This window comes from Bartonella sp. MU37NMGALS (genome assembly GCF_042194015.1).
GTDB classification, from domain to species: Bacteria; Pseudomonadota; Alphaproteobacteria; order Rhizobiales; family Rhizobiaceae; genus Bartonella; species Bartonella grahamii.
The window spans coordinates 20733-37309 of the sequence record NZ_JBHIML010000013.1 but is presented as its reverse complement, the minus strand read 5'-3'; the positions used below and the strand labels follow the sequence as shown (position 1 = coordinate 37309).

The window sequence follows — 16577 nt, the reverse complement described above, 5'->3', positions numbered from 1 at the left end:
TCTTCCCATGATCAACGTGACCAATCGTACCAATATTAACATGCGGTTTTGTTCGTTCAAACTTGCTCTTCGCCATCTGAGCTCTCCATTTTCCGTCCAAGCCAAGGACTAAGTTAAAAATTAATTACCAACCTGAAATTACGCGTATTTCTTTTGAATCTCCAAAGCAACAGCCGAAGGTACAGGCTCGTAATGATCAAACTGCATTGTATACTGTGCACGCCCCTGACTCATAGAGCGAAGGGTATTCACATAACCAAACATATTTGCCAAAGGAACCATTGCATTCACAACCGTTGCAATACCGCGCGCTTCAGTTCCCGAAATCTGTCCCCGACGAGAATTGAGATCACCAATAACATCACCAACATAATCATCTGGTGTAACAACTTCCACCTTCATGATCGGTTCAAGAAGCTGTGCCCCAGCCTTCTTTGCTCCATCACGAAAAGCTGCACGAGCAGCAATCTCAAAAGCCAAAACCGAAGAATCAACATCGTGATAGCCACCATCAATGAGAGTTGCTTTTACACCTAGCATAGGAAAGCCTGCAAGAGGACCTGACCCCATAACACTTTCAATCCCTTTTTGGACACCGGGAATATATTCTTTAGGAACAGCACCACCAACAATCTTCGACTCAAAAATAAAGTCATCACCATCATGAGGCTCAAAAATAATTTTCACACGAGCAAATTGACCGGCACCACCTGATTGTTTCTTATGCGTATAATCAATTTCCGCCATTTTAGTAATTGACTCACGATAAGCAACTTGAGGCTGCCCAACATTTGCTTCAACCTTAAATTCACGCCGCATACGGTCAACAATAATATCAAGATGAAGCTCACCCATTCCAGCTATAATAGTCTGACCAGACTCCTCATCCGATTTTACACGAAACGAAGGATCTTCGGCTGCCAGACGATTAAGAGCAATACCCATTTTTTCTTGATCTGCTTTTGTTTTCGGTTCAATTGCAATCTCAATAACGGGCTCTGGAAATTCCATCCGCTCCAAAATAACAGGCTTCAAAGGATCACAAAGAGTATCACCTGTTGTCGTCTCCTTAAGTCCTGCGAGAGCAACAATATCACCAGCAAAGGCTTCTTCAATATCCTCACGAGAATTTGAATGCATTTGAAGCATACGCCCCAAACGCTCTTTCTTCTTTTTCACAGTATTCTCAAGAGAAATACCTTTCTGAACTTTACCTGAGTAAATACGACAGAACGTCAACGAACCAACAAAAGGATCATTCATAATTTTAAAAGCAAGCATAGATAGTGGAGCATCATCTGAAGATTCGCGTGTCGTCTCAGTCTCAGTCTTCACATCAATACCACTAATTGCCGGAACATCAACTGGAGAAGGAAGATAAGAAACAACAGCATCCAAAAGCGGCTGAATTCCCTTGTTTTTAAAAGCCGTACCACAAAGAACCGGATGAAACTGAACTTCTACCGTCCCCCTACGAACGAGAGAAACAAGCTGCTCGTTGGTTGGCATAACACCTTCCAAATAAGCCTCTGTCGCAGCTTCATCAACCTCTACAGCCATCTCAATCAATTTCTCGCGATATTCTTCAGCTTTCTCCTTTAAATCAGAGGGAATTTCACTTATCACCGCCGAGGCACCAATAGAACCATCCCACTTTAAAGCCTTCATTTCTACAAGATCAACAACACCTTCAAAGTCATTTTCAGCACCAATCGGCAACTGTAAAACAAGCGCTTTAGCACCCAACCGAGAACCAACCATCTCCACACTACGATAGAAGTCAGCTCCTATTTTGTCCATTTTATTAACAAAAACCATACGAGGCACACGATATTTCTCAGCTTGCCGCCAAACAGTTTCCGTCTGAGGCTCCACACCAGCATTTGCATCCAACAAGGCTATCGCACCATCAAGAACACGCAAAGAGCGCTCAACTTCAATCGTAAAATCAACGTGCCCTGGCGTATCAATAATATTAAAGCGACGCTTCCGACCATCACGCCCTTCCCAAAACGTCGTTGTCGCAGCAGACGTAATCGTAATACCGCGCTCCTGCTCCTGCTCCATCCAATCCATCGTAGAAGCACCATCATGGGTCTCGCCAATTTTATGATTCTTACCCGTATAGAACAGAATACGTTCAGTCATCGTAGTCTTACCAGCATCAATATGCGCCATAATACCAAAATTACGATAATCTTCAATTTTATATTCGCGAGCCATTATATTTGCCTTAGTTTAAAACTTCTACCAGCGATAGTGAGAAAAAGCACGATTAGCCTCAGCCATACGATGAACATCTTCACGCTTTTTCACGGCAGAACCGCGATTATTAGCCGCATCCATCAGTTCACCAGATAAACGCTCAATCATCGTTGTCTCATTCCGACCACGTGCCGCAGCAATCAACCAACGAATAGCAAGAGCCTGACGACGATCAGGACGAACATCAATCGGAACTTGATAAGTAGCACCACCAACACGGCGTGAGCGAACCTCAATATGAGGAGCAACATTCTCTAAGGCCCGATGAAATAGAGCCACAGGATCTGTTTTTACTCTTTTTTCTACAGAATCGAGCGCACCATAAACAATACGCTCTGCAACTGATTTTTTACCATCAAACATAATGGCATTCATAAATTTCATAATAACCAAATCACCAAACTTAGGATCTGGGTTAATTTCACGCTTTTCTGCTCTATGACGACGGGACATTAGCTTTGTCTCTCAATATTATTTTGGACGCTTTGCGCCATACTTTGAACGACGCTGTTTACGATTCTTGACACCCTGCGTATCAAGCAAACCACGAATAATGTGATAACGAACTCCTGGCAAATCTTTCACACGACCACCACGAATCATCACAACAGAGTGCTCTTGAAGATTATGTCCCTCTCCAGGAATATAACCAATCACCTCAAATCCATTCGTCAAGCGAATCTTAGCAACTTTACGAAGAGCAGAATTAGGTTTCTTCGGCGTTGTTGTATAAACACGCGTACAAACACCACGCTTCTGTGGATTCGACTGCAGAGCAGGAACCTTATTACGTTTAACTGGCGCTACACGCGGCTTACGAATCAACTGGTTTACGGTAGGCATGCAACCTTCCTCTTTTCGATCTACATTCGTCTCACCCAATCGGGCTTTTCTATTTTCATTTCCATCCACTCCAATAGAATCGGAACAGATATCTAAGTCTACACACAAAATCGGGCACACCTGCAAATAACAGTTCACCCGACCACAAGCAGAGAAGGCAATAGCCTTTTGCACTAGCATTTGCTTTTAATCTTCTTAACACCTGTGAATAATCTTCCGGTTCATATCCAAAACACCTGATCACATCCACATCGGTTATGTCCATCTCTAATAGCGAGAACACTTACATTCGTCAAGAACTAAACAGCAGAAAGTTTTTAAAAATAAAAATAAATTAAATTTTAAAACTTTAAATTTGCTTTTACCGCTACTCTTGATAAATCAATTTACCATAGTAATATCCCTATAAATAAAAGAAGCAGCAATGTGACTGTAATAAAACATGAATGCAGTAAATTAAATTGAATTACATGCTTGATATCTAATGATGAGCGCCATGAAAATAGTAACGTGGAATATTGCTGGAATAAAAGCACGACATGAAACATTATGTCAATGGCTGCAGCAAAGCCAGCCGGACATAGTCTGTTTACAGGAAATTAAAAGTATTGATGAAAATTTTCCACGCGATGCAATTGAAAATTTAGGTTACCACATAGAAACACACGGACAAAAAAGTTTTAATGGTGTTGCGATTCTCTCTAAAAAAACACCGGATGAAGTGATCCGTCGATTACCAGGCAATGATAATGATGAGCAAACACGTTACATTGAAGCTGTTTATTCAACAAACAAAGGTGTTGTTCGTGTTGCATCTCTCTATTTACCAAATGGGAATCCTATTGAGAGTGAAAAATATTCCTATAAAATAGAATGGATGGAAAGATTATATACACATGCAAAATCATTGCTTGCGTATGAAGAACCCCTTATTCTAGCAGGTGATTATAATGTCATCCCCGCTCCATTAGATGCAAAAAAACCTCAAGAATGGTGTCAAGATGCCTTATTTCTTCAAGAAACAAGAAAAGTATTTCAACGTATTCTTAATTTAGGTCTTTACGATGCTATCCGGAATGTCACCGATACTCCCTCCTTCAGTTTTTGGGATTTTCAGGCGGGTGCTTGGCCTAAGAATAATGGGATTCGCATTGATCATTTATTATTATCACCAGAAGCTGTTGATCAACTTATTTGCGCTCATAGTCAAACAGAAGTAAGGGGATATCAAAAACCGTCCGACCACGTTCCCGTTTGGATTCACCTTAATATCAATTAAGAAAGTCCAACCCCCATTATGAAACACCAAAAAAATTCCACTCAAACATAATAACTATGCTACACCATGTAAACAGTATATCTTAAACAGCTAAAGTAAAGATAAATGAATGGAGGACATAAATGAAGAAATCATTATTAATGTTTATTGCAGCGACGGCCATTGGTTTCACAAGCGTCGCGCATGCTGAACATGATACTCTTGAAAAAATAAAACGAACAGGGGAAATTACTTTAGGTGTCCGTGAATCATCTGGTTTAGGCTACGCCCTTGGTAATAATAAATATGTAGGTTTTCATACAGAAATGGCAGAACGTATCATTGATGATATCTCAACAAAAATTGGTAAACCAATTAAAATTCATTATCTTCCCATCACTTCTCAAAATAGAATTCCTCTCTTAAAAAATAAAACCTATGATTTTGAGTGCGGCTCAACAACAAATGATATTGCCCGCAGTAAAGAAGCAGCATTTGCTTATACGACATACATTGAAGAGGTCCGGATTGCTGTAAAGAAAAACTCTAACATTAAATCTCTTGACGATTTAAATGGAAAAACAGTCGCAACGACCACCGGTACAACATCTGTTCAACTTATTCGTAAAAACAAACGTGCAAAAAACATTCAGTTTAAAGTTTTAAAGGGGAAAGATCACGGAGATAGTTTTTTATTATTAGAATCTGGTAAGGCAGATGCTTTTGTTATGGATGCTTCAATTCTTGCTGGACATATTGCTAAATCAAAGAATCCATCTGATTATGTCATTCTTGATACTGTACTTTCAGTCGAACCTATCGCCTGTATGCTCAGATTAAATGACAAAAAATTTGAACAAACAATCAACGATAGTATCGTACGTCAGATTAAAGATGAATCACTTGAAAAGCTTTACAATAAGTGGTTTATGAAACCGATTCCACCTGCTAACACTGTTATGAACCTTCCCTTGTCAAAACAAACAAGATATGCTTGGGATCACCCAAATAATAAGCCTCGAGAAAGCTACACAGAGAAAGATTTATAAAATTTAATAAAGAAGAACCACACTCTTTAAAAATTGAGTGTGGTTTATATTTTAATTCACTTTTTAATAAATTTAGCCTATGTAGATGCGCTTAATTTATTGTCCTATTTGTGAATGACTAATTTGAGGGAATATCAATTAATGGACTTTTCTTTCCTTTGTAGAGATGACCTTACCCAAACACTGGTAACAGGATGCATGGGAACTCCCGGCGTAAGTCATACCTATTTAGATACACTTCTCGATGGCTTAAAAAATACGGTTATATTGTCTATCACTTCACTTATCTTAGCTGTATTGTGTGGTGTTATTATAGGAACAATGCGCACTTTACCCAAAACATCGATAATCAATTATATATTTCGCACTATCGGTGCTATTTGGGTAGAGATTATGCGTAATATTCCCCTCCTTGTACAAGTATTTTTGTGGTATTTTGTTGTTCCTAAGATTTATCCACCAGCAATGAAATTTTCCCCTATTCTCTTAATAACATGCGCATTAGGATTCTTTACATCTGCACGCATTGCAGAACAGGTTCGTTCAGGCATTGAAGCGATTCCTTCTGGACAACATTATGCTGCTATGGCAATGGGGTTTACAACTTATCAAAGTTATCGCTATATAATACTACCACGTGCTATACGTACAATTATGCCGCCTCTTACTTCAGAAGCAATGGGCATTGTAAAAAATTCATCTATAGCATTCGCCGTTTCAATAAACGAGCTCATGCAATTTCAATACCAAGCAATTGAAGAGGTCAGCCATGTTTACGAAAACTATTTGCTTGTTACGATTCTTTATATTCTAATAGCCTTATTCGTATTCATTGTGATGACCGTCATTGAACAAATACTCAAAATTCCTAATTTTCAAACAAAGGGAAATTGAAAATGATGAATTTCATAAGCTCTCAGTTTGGACTTTATTTTCCTTTCAATTTTTCCGACTTTGATTTTTCCTTTTTTACCTTTGATGTATTTCGTTCTTACATTTTATCAGGTTTGCTCTTTAGCGTTTTTCTAACTCTTTTTGCAACGGTATTGGGGTTTGTTTTCGGCACCCTTTTAGCAATGATGCGCCTTTCTTCCATAAAACTTCTTTCTTGGTTTGCAATCGTTTACATAACAGCTATGCGTTCAATACCACTTGTGATGGTTATCTTATGGTTTTTCGTGCTTTTGCCTTTTTTAACCGGTACATCCATCGGTGCAAATAAATCAGCACTCATTACCTTTACCGCATTTGAAACGGCTTATTTTGCAGAAATTATGCGTGCTGGCATAAACTCAGTTTCGCAAGGACAAAAATATGCGGGACAAGCTCTCGGAATGACATATTGGCAAAGTATGTACATTGTCATTCTTCCTCAAGCCTTTAGGGACATGCTACCAGTTTTTTTAACACAAGTTATTATCCTTTTTCAGGATACAACCCTTGTTTATGCAATCAGTGGCAACAGTCTTTTAAATGGTTTTGATATTGCTGCTAATAATTTTGGTGTAAAGCAAGAAGCTTATATCTTAGCAGCTGTTTTCTATTTTGTTATCTGTTTTACACTGTCACAAATAGTTTTGTATTTACAAAAAAAAGTATCCATTATTCGCTAATAGGAAAAAAAATGTCTACTCATATGATCGAAATAAAAAATGTTTCTAATTGGTATGGCGAAATTAACGTCCTTAAAAACTGTACAACCAACATTAATAAAGGAGAGGTCGTTGTCGTTTGTGGTCCATCAGGATCAGGAAAGTCAACACTCATTAAAACTATTAACGCTCTCGTTCCTTTTCAAAAAGGTGAAATTTGGATTAACGGAGTACCAGTTCATTCAAAAAAAACGAATCTGCCTAAATTGCGAAGTCAGGTGGGAATGGTATTTCAACACTTCGAGCTTTTCCCCCATTTATCTGTCACAGAAAATTTGACAATTGCGCAAATCAAAGTCCTAAAACGAAGCAAAAAAGAAGCACTTGAACGTGGATTGTTGTATCTTGAACGCGTTGGGCTGATTGAACACAAAGATAAATATCCTGGTCAACTTTCTGGAGGGCAACAACAACGTGTTGCTATTGCACGTGCCTTAACTATGGATCCACTTGTCATGCTTTTTGATGAACCAACATCTGCTCTAGATCCTGAAATGGTAGGTGAAGTGCTCGATGTCATGATTAGCTTAGCAGAAGAAGGTATGACGATGATTTGTGTAACCCATGAAATGGGATTTGCACAAAAAGTCTCGGAGCGTGTTATTTTCATAGATCAAGGAACAATTCTTGAAGACTGTTCATCTAAAGAGTTCTTTTCTGATCCACAAGCGAGAACACCAAGAACGCAAGAATTTTTGTCTAAAATCTTAAGTCATTAGCCGTTATATTATCACAAAAAGCTATCTCTACTGTAAACTTAGACACAAGACAGTAGAGTTTAATAACGGATGAGAGAATGTAAAAATATTACAATCAGATGTTTAAAAACTGTTATTTTTTAAAATATCAGCAACCAGTGAAATTGCTGTACGTCTCTCAAATTCATTACAAAGAGCAAAAGCCTGTTCTTGCAAAGGGCGAATCCAATTTCTGTCTTTTACATTAGCTTTTTCATAGGCAGCAGTTAACAATGCTGCCCCACGGACAATTTTTCCTTCTTGAAGCAGCATATTTCCAAGCATTGCTTGGGCGGAAGGATTTCCTTTTTTTGCTGAAAGTTGAAACCATCGTGCTGCTTGTATAAGATTCTTCTCCCTTCCCTCTCCCTTTAAAAATATTTTTCCTAAATGATACTGAGCTTTAGAATTTCCATAGTTCACCGCAGCCTGCATATAAAGATGAGCAGCATAAGAAGGATCAGGTTTCACAGGTGATTGAGGAATACCTTTTTTTATATATCCCGCAAGTTTAACCAATGCATCAGAAACATAACTTTCATCCTCTGAACCAAGATCAGCACCTTTTTCAATAATATATGCAAAAAAATAATATGCCTTATAATCATTTTTAGGGACACCATCACCGTTTGCATAGATAGAGCCAAGTTTCCAATTTGCACCAATATGGCCCTTCTTAGCCGCGCAACGTAATGCTGCAATAGCCTGATTTATATGCCCATCTTTATAAGCAGACATACCATGTTTTAAAAAATAAAACGAACCATCATTCGCTTCTTGCAAGCTATTGACATCTATTGCATAAACAGTCGAAAAAAATCCCCCTAAAATCACAACAATAGTGGCTTTTTTCCATATCTGAAACCTATTAACCATTTCCCCCCTATCTCAATTTTAATGATTATATCTGTTACAAATTTCTTTGTAGATATTTAAACCCTTTTTCTTAGTAAAAAGCACACGCGATTTCAAAATAAAAATTTTAAAAGAAAAGATCAATAAATAAAAACCATCCAAAATGTTCGATAAAATTAAGTATCCATTTTTATATATAACAAATTGATTTTTAAATATAAATCATTATCCTATATTTTGTAACACCTCCTTTAACATTCTAGGATTTATTGATTTTAAAATTTTATACGTATAAGTAAAAATCGCTCAATAAAATAACGTGCATTAAACAGCAACTTGAGAACGAAGAGAATACATGATGAATGGTAAGCATTTAAGTATAAAAAACAATACGAAAGATAGATAAATATAATGATGATCGTTAACTTATAACTTCACAACTGCCTTACCACCTTAAAGATGAAGTTTTTTGCCACCGTCAATCTATAAACAATACAGCTTTTTGCTTAACAGATTCCACCTAACATCATTTCACATGGAATTACTTCATACTTTATACACAAGCCCTACCTCAGAATACTCACCACTACATACAACAAAAATACCACATGTGTAATTTTACATGCCTTATATTGCTACTCTAAATGATGATGTTTTACAGTAATAAAACAACGTACTGATTTATAATGATAATTTACTTTTTTGCATATTGAATGAGTCCCTCGAATATCGTAAGATTCTCTTATTCAAAACCTGTTCCATGTTGAATCAATCAAAACCATCCGCTTGCACATTACAAGCAGAGAGAGCTATGTGGATAAAAACTCTGTGTAAGAAAGAACTAACAATGCCTCTCATGAACGGTCTTAAGTGCCAAGTCCTTGTCCGGATTGGGGCGGGATAGCGCCACAGCGCTTGTTACTTTACAAGCGTAAAGAAGGGGAGCTCAATAGATTTACCGTTATACTATTCATGATCTCCGTCATGAGATAGGCTTGGGTACCTTAAAAGATGTTTTTTTAATGATAAACAGAAAACAATGGATTTCAGTAGAGATTTTATGATCGTTCATGAAAAACTAACAAAAGAAAAAGTCTCTTTAAAGAAGATCTATACCAAACCTAATGGTATGAAATCATCCACAAAAAAGTAAAAAGTTGAAATCAATCCAACCGCTCTAAAGCAACAAATATCTTCTTCTGCGCTGCACGCAGTTCTACAACCCTGTTCCGTTCACGCTCAACAATTTCTGCTTTCGCATTTGCTATAAATTTGGGGTTGTTTAACTTAAGCGATATTTTCTCAATATCTTGTTCAATTTTACTGACATCTTTCCTCAAACGAACACGTTCAGCCTCCAAATCGATCAACTGTCCTAATGGTAAACAAAAAACAGCCTCTCCCAAAATCATTTGTGCCGACACTTCCGGAACTTTATCAGAGAAATCAATAACTTCAATACGCGCTAATTTTTTAAGAAGTGCATCATAACGCTTCACACGCTCTCGCGTTACTTCCCCTCCTTCAACAACAACAAGAGGTGCTTGTGTTGCCACTGGAATATTCATTTCAAAACGTACAGACCGAATCCCTGTAACGACATCAATAAGCCAATTAATATCATCAGCAGCTTCTTCATCTATCAATGTTTCCTCTGGCCATTTTGTCAATGCGAGCATATCCTCACGCTTGATGGCTTGCGTTTCTGTAAGAGACCACAACTCTTCCGTCATATGAGGCATAAAAGGATGAAGAAGTTTATAAACTTCATCTAAAACCCAAGCAGTACAAGCTTGAACCTCATTTTTAGCATCTTCATTTTCCCCCTGAAAAATAGGTTTGAGAAGCTCCAAATACCAATCACATAATGTATTCCAAACGAAACGGTAAAGTGTGGCAGCAGACTCATTAAATTTATAGTGTTCAATACCAGTCGTCACTGCTGAAATCGTTTTAGATAACTCTGTTAAAATCCAACGATTAAGCGCCAATTTTGCTTGTTCTGGCTTAAAAGTTGGATCATGCTTCACACCATTCATCTGTGCAAATCGGGTAGCATTCCACAATTTCGTAGCAAAATTACGATAACCAGCAATACGAGAAGCGTCAAGTTTTACATCACGACCTTGTGCTGCCATAATAGCTAAAGTAAATCGAAGTGCATCAGCACTATATTGATCAATAAGCTCTAAGGGATCAATAATATTTCCCTTTGATTTTGACATCTTCGCACCCTTTTGATCCCGAACAAGAGCGTGCACATAGACCGTTGGAAAAGGAACGTCACCCATAAAGTGAAGTCCCATCATCATCATACGAGCAACCCAGAAAAAAATAATATCAAATCCTGTCACAGACAAAGATGTTGGGTAAAAAGTAGATAATTCAGTCGTTTTATTTGGCCATCCTAATGTTGAAAAAGGCCAGAGAGCTGATGAAAACCAAGTATCTAAAACATCCGGATCACGGATTAATTCAACAACCTCACCATAATGAGCATAAGCTGAATCTAAAGCCTCTTTTTCACTTTTTTCAACAAAAACCGTCCCATCAGGACCATACCAAGCAGGAATCTGATGTCCCCACCACAATTGGCGAGAAATGCACCAAGGTTGAATATTTTCCATCCAATTGAAGTAAGTCTTTTTCCAGCTATCAGGAACGAACCGCGTTTTGCCTTGTTGAACAGCCTCTATCGCTGGCTTTGCTAATTCAGCAGCATGAACATACCATTGATCTGTCAAAAACGGCTCAATAAGAACACCACTGCGATCTCCATGAGGAACCATATGGGTATGATCATCAACAGAGGCTAAATATCCCTGTTCTTCCATCAAAGAAACAATCTTCTGGCGCGCAACAAAACGATCAGATTTATCGAGATTTTCTACTAACATTTTTAATTCATCTGACAAAATCAAACCATCAAAAAAGGCTTCATTTTCACGGAGAAAAATCTCGGCTTTTTGGGTAAAAATATTGATCAAGCGTAAATGATTACGCTGTCCTACTTCAAAGTCATTAAAGTCATGAGCTGGTGTGATTTTTACAGCACCACTTCCAGCTTCAGGATCAGCATGCGTATCACCAACAATTAATAACCTACGACCAACAAGTGGCAAAAGAGCATTTTTACCGATAAGATTTTTATAACGCTCATCTTCAGGATTAACAGCAATTCCTGTATCACCAAGCATTGTTTCTGGTCGTGTTGTCGCCACTGTTATAAAAGTTGTCGCATCATTTGGATCAAAAATTTTACCCTCAAGTGGATATCTAAAGTGCCACAAATGTCCTTGAACTTCTTTTTGCTCAACTTCAAGATCTGAAATAGCTGTCAACAATTTAGGATCCCAATTGACGAGGCGCTTATCCCTATATATCAACCCTTGCTTATAAAGCGTGACAAAGACTTCACGAACTGCCTGCGACAACCCCTCATCCATTGTAAACCGCTCACGCGACCAATCACATGAAACCCCAAGGCGACGCAACTGGTTTGAAATAACGCCTCCAGTTTCATAACGCCACTCCCAAATACGCTCAATAAACTTTTCTCTCCCCATTTCTTGACGCGTTGGCTCTTGGCGTTCTGCAAGTTGACGCTCTACAACCATTTGTGTAGCAATCCCAGCATGATCCATACCAGGCTGCCACAAGACGTTTCTGCCACGCATCCGCTGAAATCTAACTATTATATCTTGAATTGTCGTATTGAGCGCGTGCCCCATATGAAGTGAACCCGTAACATTAGGAGGTGGAAGCATAACGCAAAAAGGTTCTGCACCGCTTTTAGAACCAGCTCCCACTTTAAAGGCCCCACGAGTCTCCCATCTCTTTGCAACCCGTTGCTCTATAGAGGCAGCATCATAGTTTTTTTCTAACATTCTATCCATCCATAACGCCGCTGAAAAACACAATACATGATCAAATCCCGATCAAAAACCCGTGATTTTCAGCCATTCACTAGAGAGCTCGCAAAATCGCAAACAAAATTCTCATAAAATGAAAAACATAAAAATAATTAAGATGATTTTTTAATCGCTTTCACAATCTCTTCACGCAAAATATCTTCCAGCAAAATAGGCAATTTAGACTGTAACCATTCTGCTATAGCCGGACGCAACACATCCTTTGCAATCTTTTCTGCAGAAGAAATACAATATGCAGACAATTCCACATGACCATCCCCTCTAGCTTCTGACTGTGATTTCCTTATCTCATCTTCATATTCTTTTGCTTTATAAACAGAATTCCGTTCTTCAGAAGAAAGCTTCATCTTTTGCATATCCATACCAACTGTATTATTCTCTGCCTCTATATCCTCTTTCTCTTGCGTTATCTTCCCCCCTTGATTTTCAGAAGAAAGACCAATACGATCAGCTAAAGCTTTCATAGCATCATCAACCGATAAGGTTGTATCATAAATACCTCCTGATGCAGCTTCTGAACGACCTTCCGAAGCATTCACTGCAACATCTTCATTTAAAAAGTGATCAGATTGAACCGCATTTTCTTCGATTATTTCACGAATAGATGTTAAAATTTCATCCATACTTGGCTCACGTAAAACGCTTGAACTCTGTACCATACTTTACAACCTCTCAAAGACGCAACAACAAATAGAATCATACTTTCAGTGTATGCAAAAGAATCATAAGATCAACATGCCTCCCGGGATATTTTCAAATATGCTTGTCATAAAGAGGGCGCTACACACAATTTTCTACACTTATAAAAATAACATCTCACCGTTCTATTTTTAAACATACTCAACTATTGATTTACCAATCTTTTAAAAACTAAAATAATTTAAGATTAAAGAAATACTTTTATGCATTATCGGATATATTTAATTGTTTTTAAACCTAAATAATTTGCAGTCAATCTACCAATAGAAGATTGAACACTATAGCTTGCCACAACAGCATTACGCTCCGCCATTGCAAGCGCAATCTGAGCATTAATCAATTGAGTACGAGAATTTAAAACATCCAGCGTCGTTGCTTGCCCTACGCGATTTTCTTGAACACGGCCTTTCAGAGCAATTTCAGCAGCACGAACACTTTCACGGTAAGCAAGAACAGATGAGCGTGCGCCCTCCAACTGAAACCAAGCAGAAGTAAGTACTTGCCTAGTATTACTATGCGCCAAATCGAGTTGAAGCTGCGCCTGTCCAAGCTGTTCCCTTGATTGACGAATTTGCGCAGACGTACGCCCTCCTTCAAAGATTGGGACACTTACTGACAATCCTATTGATTTAGAAACTCCATCCTCTCCAGCACCGCTGTAGATTCGATTATAAGATGCTGTTGCAGAAAAATCAACTTTAGGGAGCAATGCTCCTTCTTTCGCCTTTACATTGTAAACACTCGCATCGACTAAATATTTAGCATAAAGGATTGCTGGATGCATCACAACGCTCATTTGGTAAGCCATATCAAGGTTGACGGGAAAATCTTTGGCTACGGGTGGGCGTTTTAACTTTTCAGGATCAGAACCAATAACTTGTCGATACACTGCCTCTGCTGCTTTTACATCAGCACGAGCAAGACTCAGCTCTGAAACAGCCACAGAACGTGCAGCTTGAGCTTGAGCAAGATCAACATGCCCTCCTTCACCCACATCAAATTTTGCTTTATTGGAACGAACTTGTTCTTCAAGAGCTGCCAAATTTTCTCTCCGAAGATCGGCAACACGACGTGCGTGATAGACATTAGCATAAGCGGTCACTGTCTCCAGAAACGTATTTTGTTCAACATTACGAAGATATTCACGCTGAGCCTGCAACTTAATTTGAGCTGAAGAAAAGATATTTTGCGTGATAAAACCATCAAATAATCTTTGATTTAATCTCACGCCTATAGATCCAGAAGTGACATAAGGACCTGTAAAAGACTTATTCCGACCATAGTTCCCAACCCCCTCAACTTGTGGCAATAACCCTGATCGCGCAATGACAACATCATCACTGGATATACGGACAGCTGCACGTTCACTATTCAACTTAGCATTATGCTTATAAGCCTTAGAAAAGGCATCCATCAATGTTTCAGCACAAACAGTATCTGATAGTAAAATACTCAACCCCAGTAATAAAGACACCTGAAACTTTTTGTTTACTCTAAACACAATACACACAATAACAAACCCCAAATAAATTACGAAATTATCTTTTATTCACAAAACAAACAAGCACTAAAACACAAAACCAGGTGTTTTTAAAAAGCAAGGAAGAGGCTTTACAGCGAGGTTAAAAGCACGACGTGCCGAAATGATCCCATCTTCTTTTATATAGATTTGTGCAACAGCAGCATTTCCGTACCCTTCAACCACAACAAGACGTCCACAGTCTTTCATTTGATCAAAGATACCTTGTGGAATAAAATCAACAGATCCCTCAATGAAAATCACATCATAAGGTCCCTCAACGGCATATCCTTGCTCTAATGGACCATGAACGACAACCACATTATCACATTGATTACGTTCTAAAGCTTCAAGAGCACGTTCAAAAAGAGATTTATTACTTTCCAACGCAATCACAGACCCTGCAAGTTTTGCAAGCAACGCTGCACAATAACCACTATTTGCACCAATATCTAAAACAACATCTGATGATTTTACAGCGGCAAGCTGTAGTAATTTCGCTAGAGATGCAGGTTTCATCAAATAGCGTGCAGGAACCCCATCTTGTACTGGACATAGAACAATGTCGGTATCAAGATAACTTAATACTTTCATATCTTCCGATACAAAATCTTCACGAGATACCGTTAAAAACGCTTCAAGAACTGATAAATCCGTTACATCAACTGTACGAATTTGATTGTCAACCATTTTGCGACGAAGCTCAGCAAAATCTGCAACCATAACGAATATTTTCTCCTAACCTACAAAAAACAAACAAAACAGCGACAAAGATGGACGAAGATCTCTTAAACTATGAGCGTTACGAAAAAGGGTGCTCCAGTCAACAATTAGATTTTAACTGTATGATCTCTCATAAAAAAAATGTCTTCACAACTATAGAGGGAAATAATCTATTTTCCTATACCTCATCTCCCCTAAAAGCCGTTTCGTTTAAAATCGGCTGGAGGCCTCGCCCGGAATCGAACCGGGATACAAGGATTTGCAGTCCTCTGCGTAACCATTCCGCCACGAGGCCTCGTCAACAAACATAAAGGTTTCAATAAGGGAAGGCAACGCATCCGTCAAGGTGTAGAAATCTTCTCTCGCCTTTTTTCCTCTTATTACACAATTTATCATATTTTTTTAAAAAAAGTAATTTTATCCTTTGCAAATCAGTATTGCTTTGCTATAGCCTTTTCAACTAAATGATTGGGCACCATTCCCCGGTAGCTCAGCGGTAGAGCAACCGGCTGTTAACCGGTTGGTCGCTGGTTCGAATCCGGCCCGGGGAGCCACATTCTTTTCTATCACAAATAACTTATTGATTTTCCGTATGTTTTTTACAGTGAGGGATTCGTTAATAAAAGCTATGGAATAAGGTTTTTACAATAAAGTAGAAACGCAATATCCTACGGGATGTATTTTTTTCAATGAACGCAAAAAACCATTGATTCATTTTAAAATAGCACAAATAAGATTACTTTTTTCAAACTACCGCGCCTTTATCAGAGAGCGCTGCAATTATTTGCACATTATAAAATAGGGCTTCTTTCACGAGAAGGAATTATTAAGCGCCATCAGCAATGAAAAAAATCTCATATAATTTTTTGTCCAAGGAAAAATGATTTGTACTCCATAAAGCAATTAAACTTAAAAACCTGCTCATGAAGCAATCATTTTGAAAAATGGAAGAAACAAGAATCAGGGAATATATTATCTCCATATATCCCACATAACCTCCTCCCCATCCTAAAAGCAAAAAACATCAAACAAGTCTGTAAACATT

Annotated in this window: 13 protein-coding genes, 2 tRNA genes and 1 pseudogene; 6 read left to right on the top strand and 10 right to left on the bottom strand. The window is 38.3% G+C overall.

Annotation, left to right across the window (positions count from 1 at the left end; genetic code table 11):
- The 4 genes and pseudogenes from ACFIJP_RS07165 to rpsL form a co-directional block, all read right to left on the bottom strand.
- Positions 1 to 76: pseudogene (locus ACFIJP_RS07165) on the bottom strand (elongation factor Tu); the annotation flags it as partial.
- A 62-nt stretch (positions 77 to 138) separates the two neighbouring features.
- The gene (gene fusA / locus ACFIJP_RS07160) at positions 139 to 2223 is read right to left on the bottom strand and encodes an elongation factor G (protein ID WP_375626585.1); all 2085 of its coding nucleotides are present in this window, start codon (positions 2221 to 2223) and stop codon (positions 139 to 141) included.
- 24 nt (positions 2224 to 2247) lie between these two features.
- On the bottom strand, positions 2248 to 2718 hold the full coding sequence (gene rpsG, locus ACFIJP_RS07155) for a 30S ribosomal protein S7 (protein ID WP_015856589.1): 471 nt from the start codon (positions 2716 to 2718) through the stop codon (positions 2248 to 2250).
- An 18-nt stretch (positions 2719 to 2736) separates the two neighbouring features.
- On the bottom strand, positions 2737 to 3108 hold the full coding sequence (rpsL, locus tag ACFIJP_RS07150) for a 30S ribosomal protein S12 (RefSeq protein ID WP_005773262.1): 372 nt from the start codon (positions 3106 to 3108) through the stop codon (positions 2737 to 2739).
- 496 nt (positions 3109 to 3604) lie between these two features.
- Between rpsL and xth the strand changes: the two genes are divergently transcribed.
- From xth to ACFIJP_RS07125, 5 genes are all read left to right on the top strand, one after another.
- The gene (xth, locus tag ACFIJP_RS07145; protein ID WP_375626583.1) at positions 3605 to 4387 is read left to right on the top strand and encodes an exodeoxyribonuclease III; all 783 of its coding nucleotides are present in this window, start codon (positions 3605 to 3607) and stop codon (positions 4385 to 4387) included.
- A 122-nt stretch (positions 4388 to 4509) separates the two neighbouring features.
- A complete protein-coding gene (locus ACFIJP_RS07140) occupies positions 4510 to 5415 on the top strand; it encodes a transporter substrate-binding domain-containing protein (RefSeq protein ID WP_375626581.1) in 906 nt (301 codons plus the stop codon).
- 141 nt (positions 5416 to 5556) lie between these two features.
- The gene (locus ACFIJP_RS07135; RefSeq protein WP_375626579.1) at positions 5557 to 6309 is read left to right on the top strand and encodes an amino acid ABC transporter permease; all 753 of its coding nucleotides are present in this window, start codon (positions 5557 to 5559) and stop codon (positions 6307 to 6309) included.
- 2 nt (positions 6310 to 6311) lie between these two features.
- On the top strand, positions 6312 to 7028 hold the full coding sequence (locus ACFIJP_RS07130; protein ID WP_273788550.1) for an amino acid ABC transporter permease: 717 nt from the start codon (positions 6312 to 6314) through the stop codon (positions 7026 to 7028).
- Between the two features lie 11 nt (positions 7029 to 7039).
- The gene (locus ACFIJP_RS07125; protein WP_375626577.1) at positions 7040 to 7786 is read left to right on the top strand and encodes an amino acid ABC transporter ATP-binding protein; all 747 of its coding nucleotides are present in this window, start codon (positions 7040 to 7042) and stop codon (positions 7784 to 7786) included.
- 102 nt (positions 7787 to 7888) lie between these two features.
- Here the strand turns inward: ACFIJP_RS07125 and ACFIJP_RS07120 are convergent, their stop codons facing one another.
- The 6 genes from ACFIJP_RS07120 to ACFIJP_RS07095 all read right to left on the bottom strand — a co-directional run bounded on the left by ACFIJP_RS07120 (position 7889) and on the right by ACFIJP_RS07095 (position 15827).
- Entirely contained in the window at positions 7889 to 8680 is a 792-nt protein-coding gene (locus ACFIJP_RS07120; RefSeq protein WP_375626575.1) for a tetratricopeptide repeat protein, read from the bottom strand.
- Between the two features lie 1142 nt (positions 8681 to 9822).
- Positions 9823 to 12546 carry a valine--tRNA ligase gene (locus ACFIJP_RS07115; protein ID WP_375626592.1) on the bottom strand — a complete coding sequence of 908 codons (2724 nt, stop codon included), beginning with the start codon at positions 12544 to 12546 and terminating at the stop codon, positions 9823 to 9825.
- 137 nt (positions 12547 to 12683) lie between these two features.
- Positions 12684 to 13250: a DUF2497 domain-containing protein gene (locus ACFIJP_RS07110; RefSeq protein ID WP_375626573.1), complete on the bottom strand. Its 567-nt coding sequence runs from the start codon at positions 13248 to 13250 to the stop codon at positions 12684 to 12686.
- 248 nt (positions 13251 to 13498) lie between these two features.
- Positions 13499 to 14704 carry a TolC family outer membrane protein gene (locus ACFIJP_RS07105; RefSeq protein WP_375626590.1) on the bottom strand — a complete coding sequence of 402 codons (1206 nt, stop codon included), beginning with the start codon at positions 14702 to 14704 and terminating at the stop codon, positions 13499 to 13501.
- 153 nt (positions 14705 to 14857) lie between these two features.
- Complete coding sequence (locus ACFIJP_RS07100) at positions 14858 to 15532, bottom strand: protein-L-isoaspartate O-methyltransferase (RefSeq protein WP_375626571.1); 675 nt, start codon at positions 15530 to 15532, stop codon at positions 14858 to 14860.
- Positions 15533 to 15753: 221 nt separating this feature from the next.
- Positions 15754 to 15827, bottom strand: a tRNA-Cys gene (locus ACFIJP_RS07095).
- Between the two features lie 184 nt (positions 15828 to 16011).
- On the opposite strand from ACFIJP_RS07095, the gene ACFIJP_RS07090 reads away from it, so the two are divergent.
- Positions 16012 to 16086 (top strand) — tRNA-Asn (locus tag ACFIJP_RS07090).
- The last annotated feature ends 491 nt before the right edge of the window (positions 16087 to 16577 follow it).

Bases quoted from the DNA above. Each gene is read 5' to 3' on its own strand.
- xth (WP_375626583.1), top strand. From the start codon at position 3,605: ATGAAAATAGTAACGTGGAATATTGCTGGAATAAAAGCACGACATGAA.
- ACFIJP_RS07135 (WP_375626579.1), top strand. From the start codon at position 5,557: ATGGACTTTTCTTTCCTTTGTAGAGATGACCTTACCCAAACACTGGTA.
- ACFIJP_RS07105 (WP_375626590.1), bottom strand. From the start codon at position 14,704: ATGGATGCCTTTTCTAAGGCTTATAAGCATAATGCTAAGTTGAATAGT.
- ACFIJP_RS07130 (WP_273788550.1), top strand. From the start codon at position 6,312: ATGATGAATTTCATAAGCTCTCAGTTTGGACTTTATTTTCCTTTCAAT.
- ACFIJP_RS07110 (WP_375626573.1), bottom strand. From the start codon at position 13,250: ATGGTACAGAGTTCAAGCGTTTTACGTGAGCCAAGTATGGATGAAATT.
- ACFIJP_RS07100 (WP_375626571.1), bottom strand. From the start codon at position 15,532: ATGGTTGCAGATTTTGCTGAGCTTCGTCGCAAAATGGTTGACAATCAA.
- fusA (WP_375626585.1), bottom strand. From the start codon at position 2,223: ATGGCTCGCGAATATAAAATTGAAGATTATCGTAATTTTGGTATTATG.
- rpsL (WP_005773262.1), bottom strand. From the start codon at position 3,108: ATGCCTACCGTAAACCAGTTGATTCGTAAGCCGCGTGTAGCGCCAGTT.
- ACFIJP_RS07115 (WP_375626592.1), bottom strand. From the start codon at position 12,546: ATGTTAGAAAAAAACTATGATGCTGCCTCTATAGAGCAACGGGTTGCA.
- rpsG (WP_015856589.1), bottom strand. From the start codon at position 2,718: ATGTCCCGTCGTCATAGAGCAGAAAAGCGTGAAATTAACCCAGATCCT.
- ACFIJP_RS07120 (WP_375626575.1), bottom strand. From the start codon at position 8,680: ATGGTTAATAGGTTTCAGATATGGAAAAAAGCCACTATTGTTGTGATT.
- ACFIJP_RS07125 (WP_375626577.1), top strand. From the start codon at position 7,040: ATGTCTACTCATATGATCGAAATAAAAAATGTTTCTAATTGGTATGGC.
- ACFIJP_RS07140 (WP_375626581.1), top strand. From the start codon at position 4,510: ATGAAGAAATCATTATTAATGTTTATTGCAGCGACGGCCATTGGTTTC.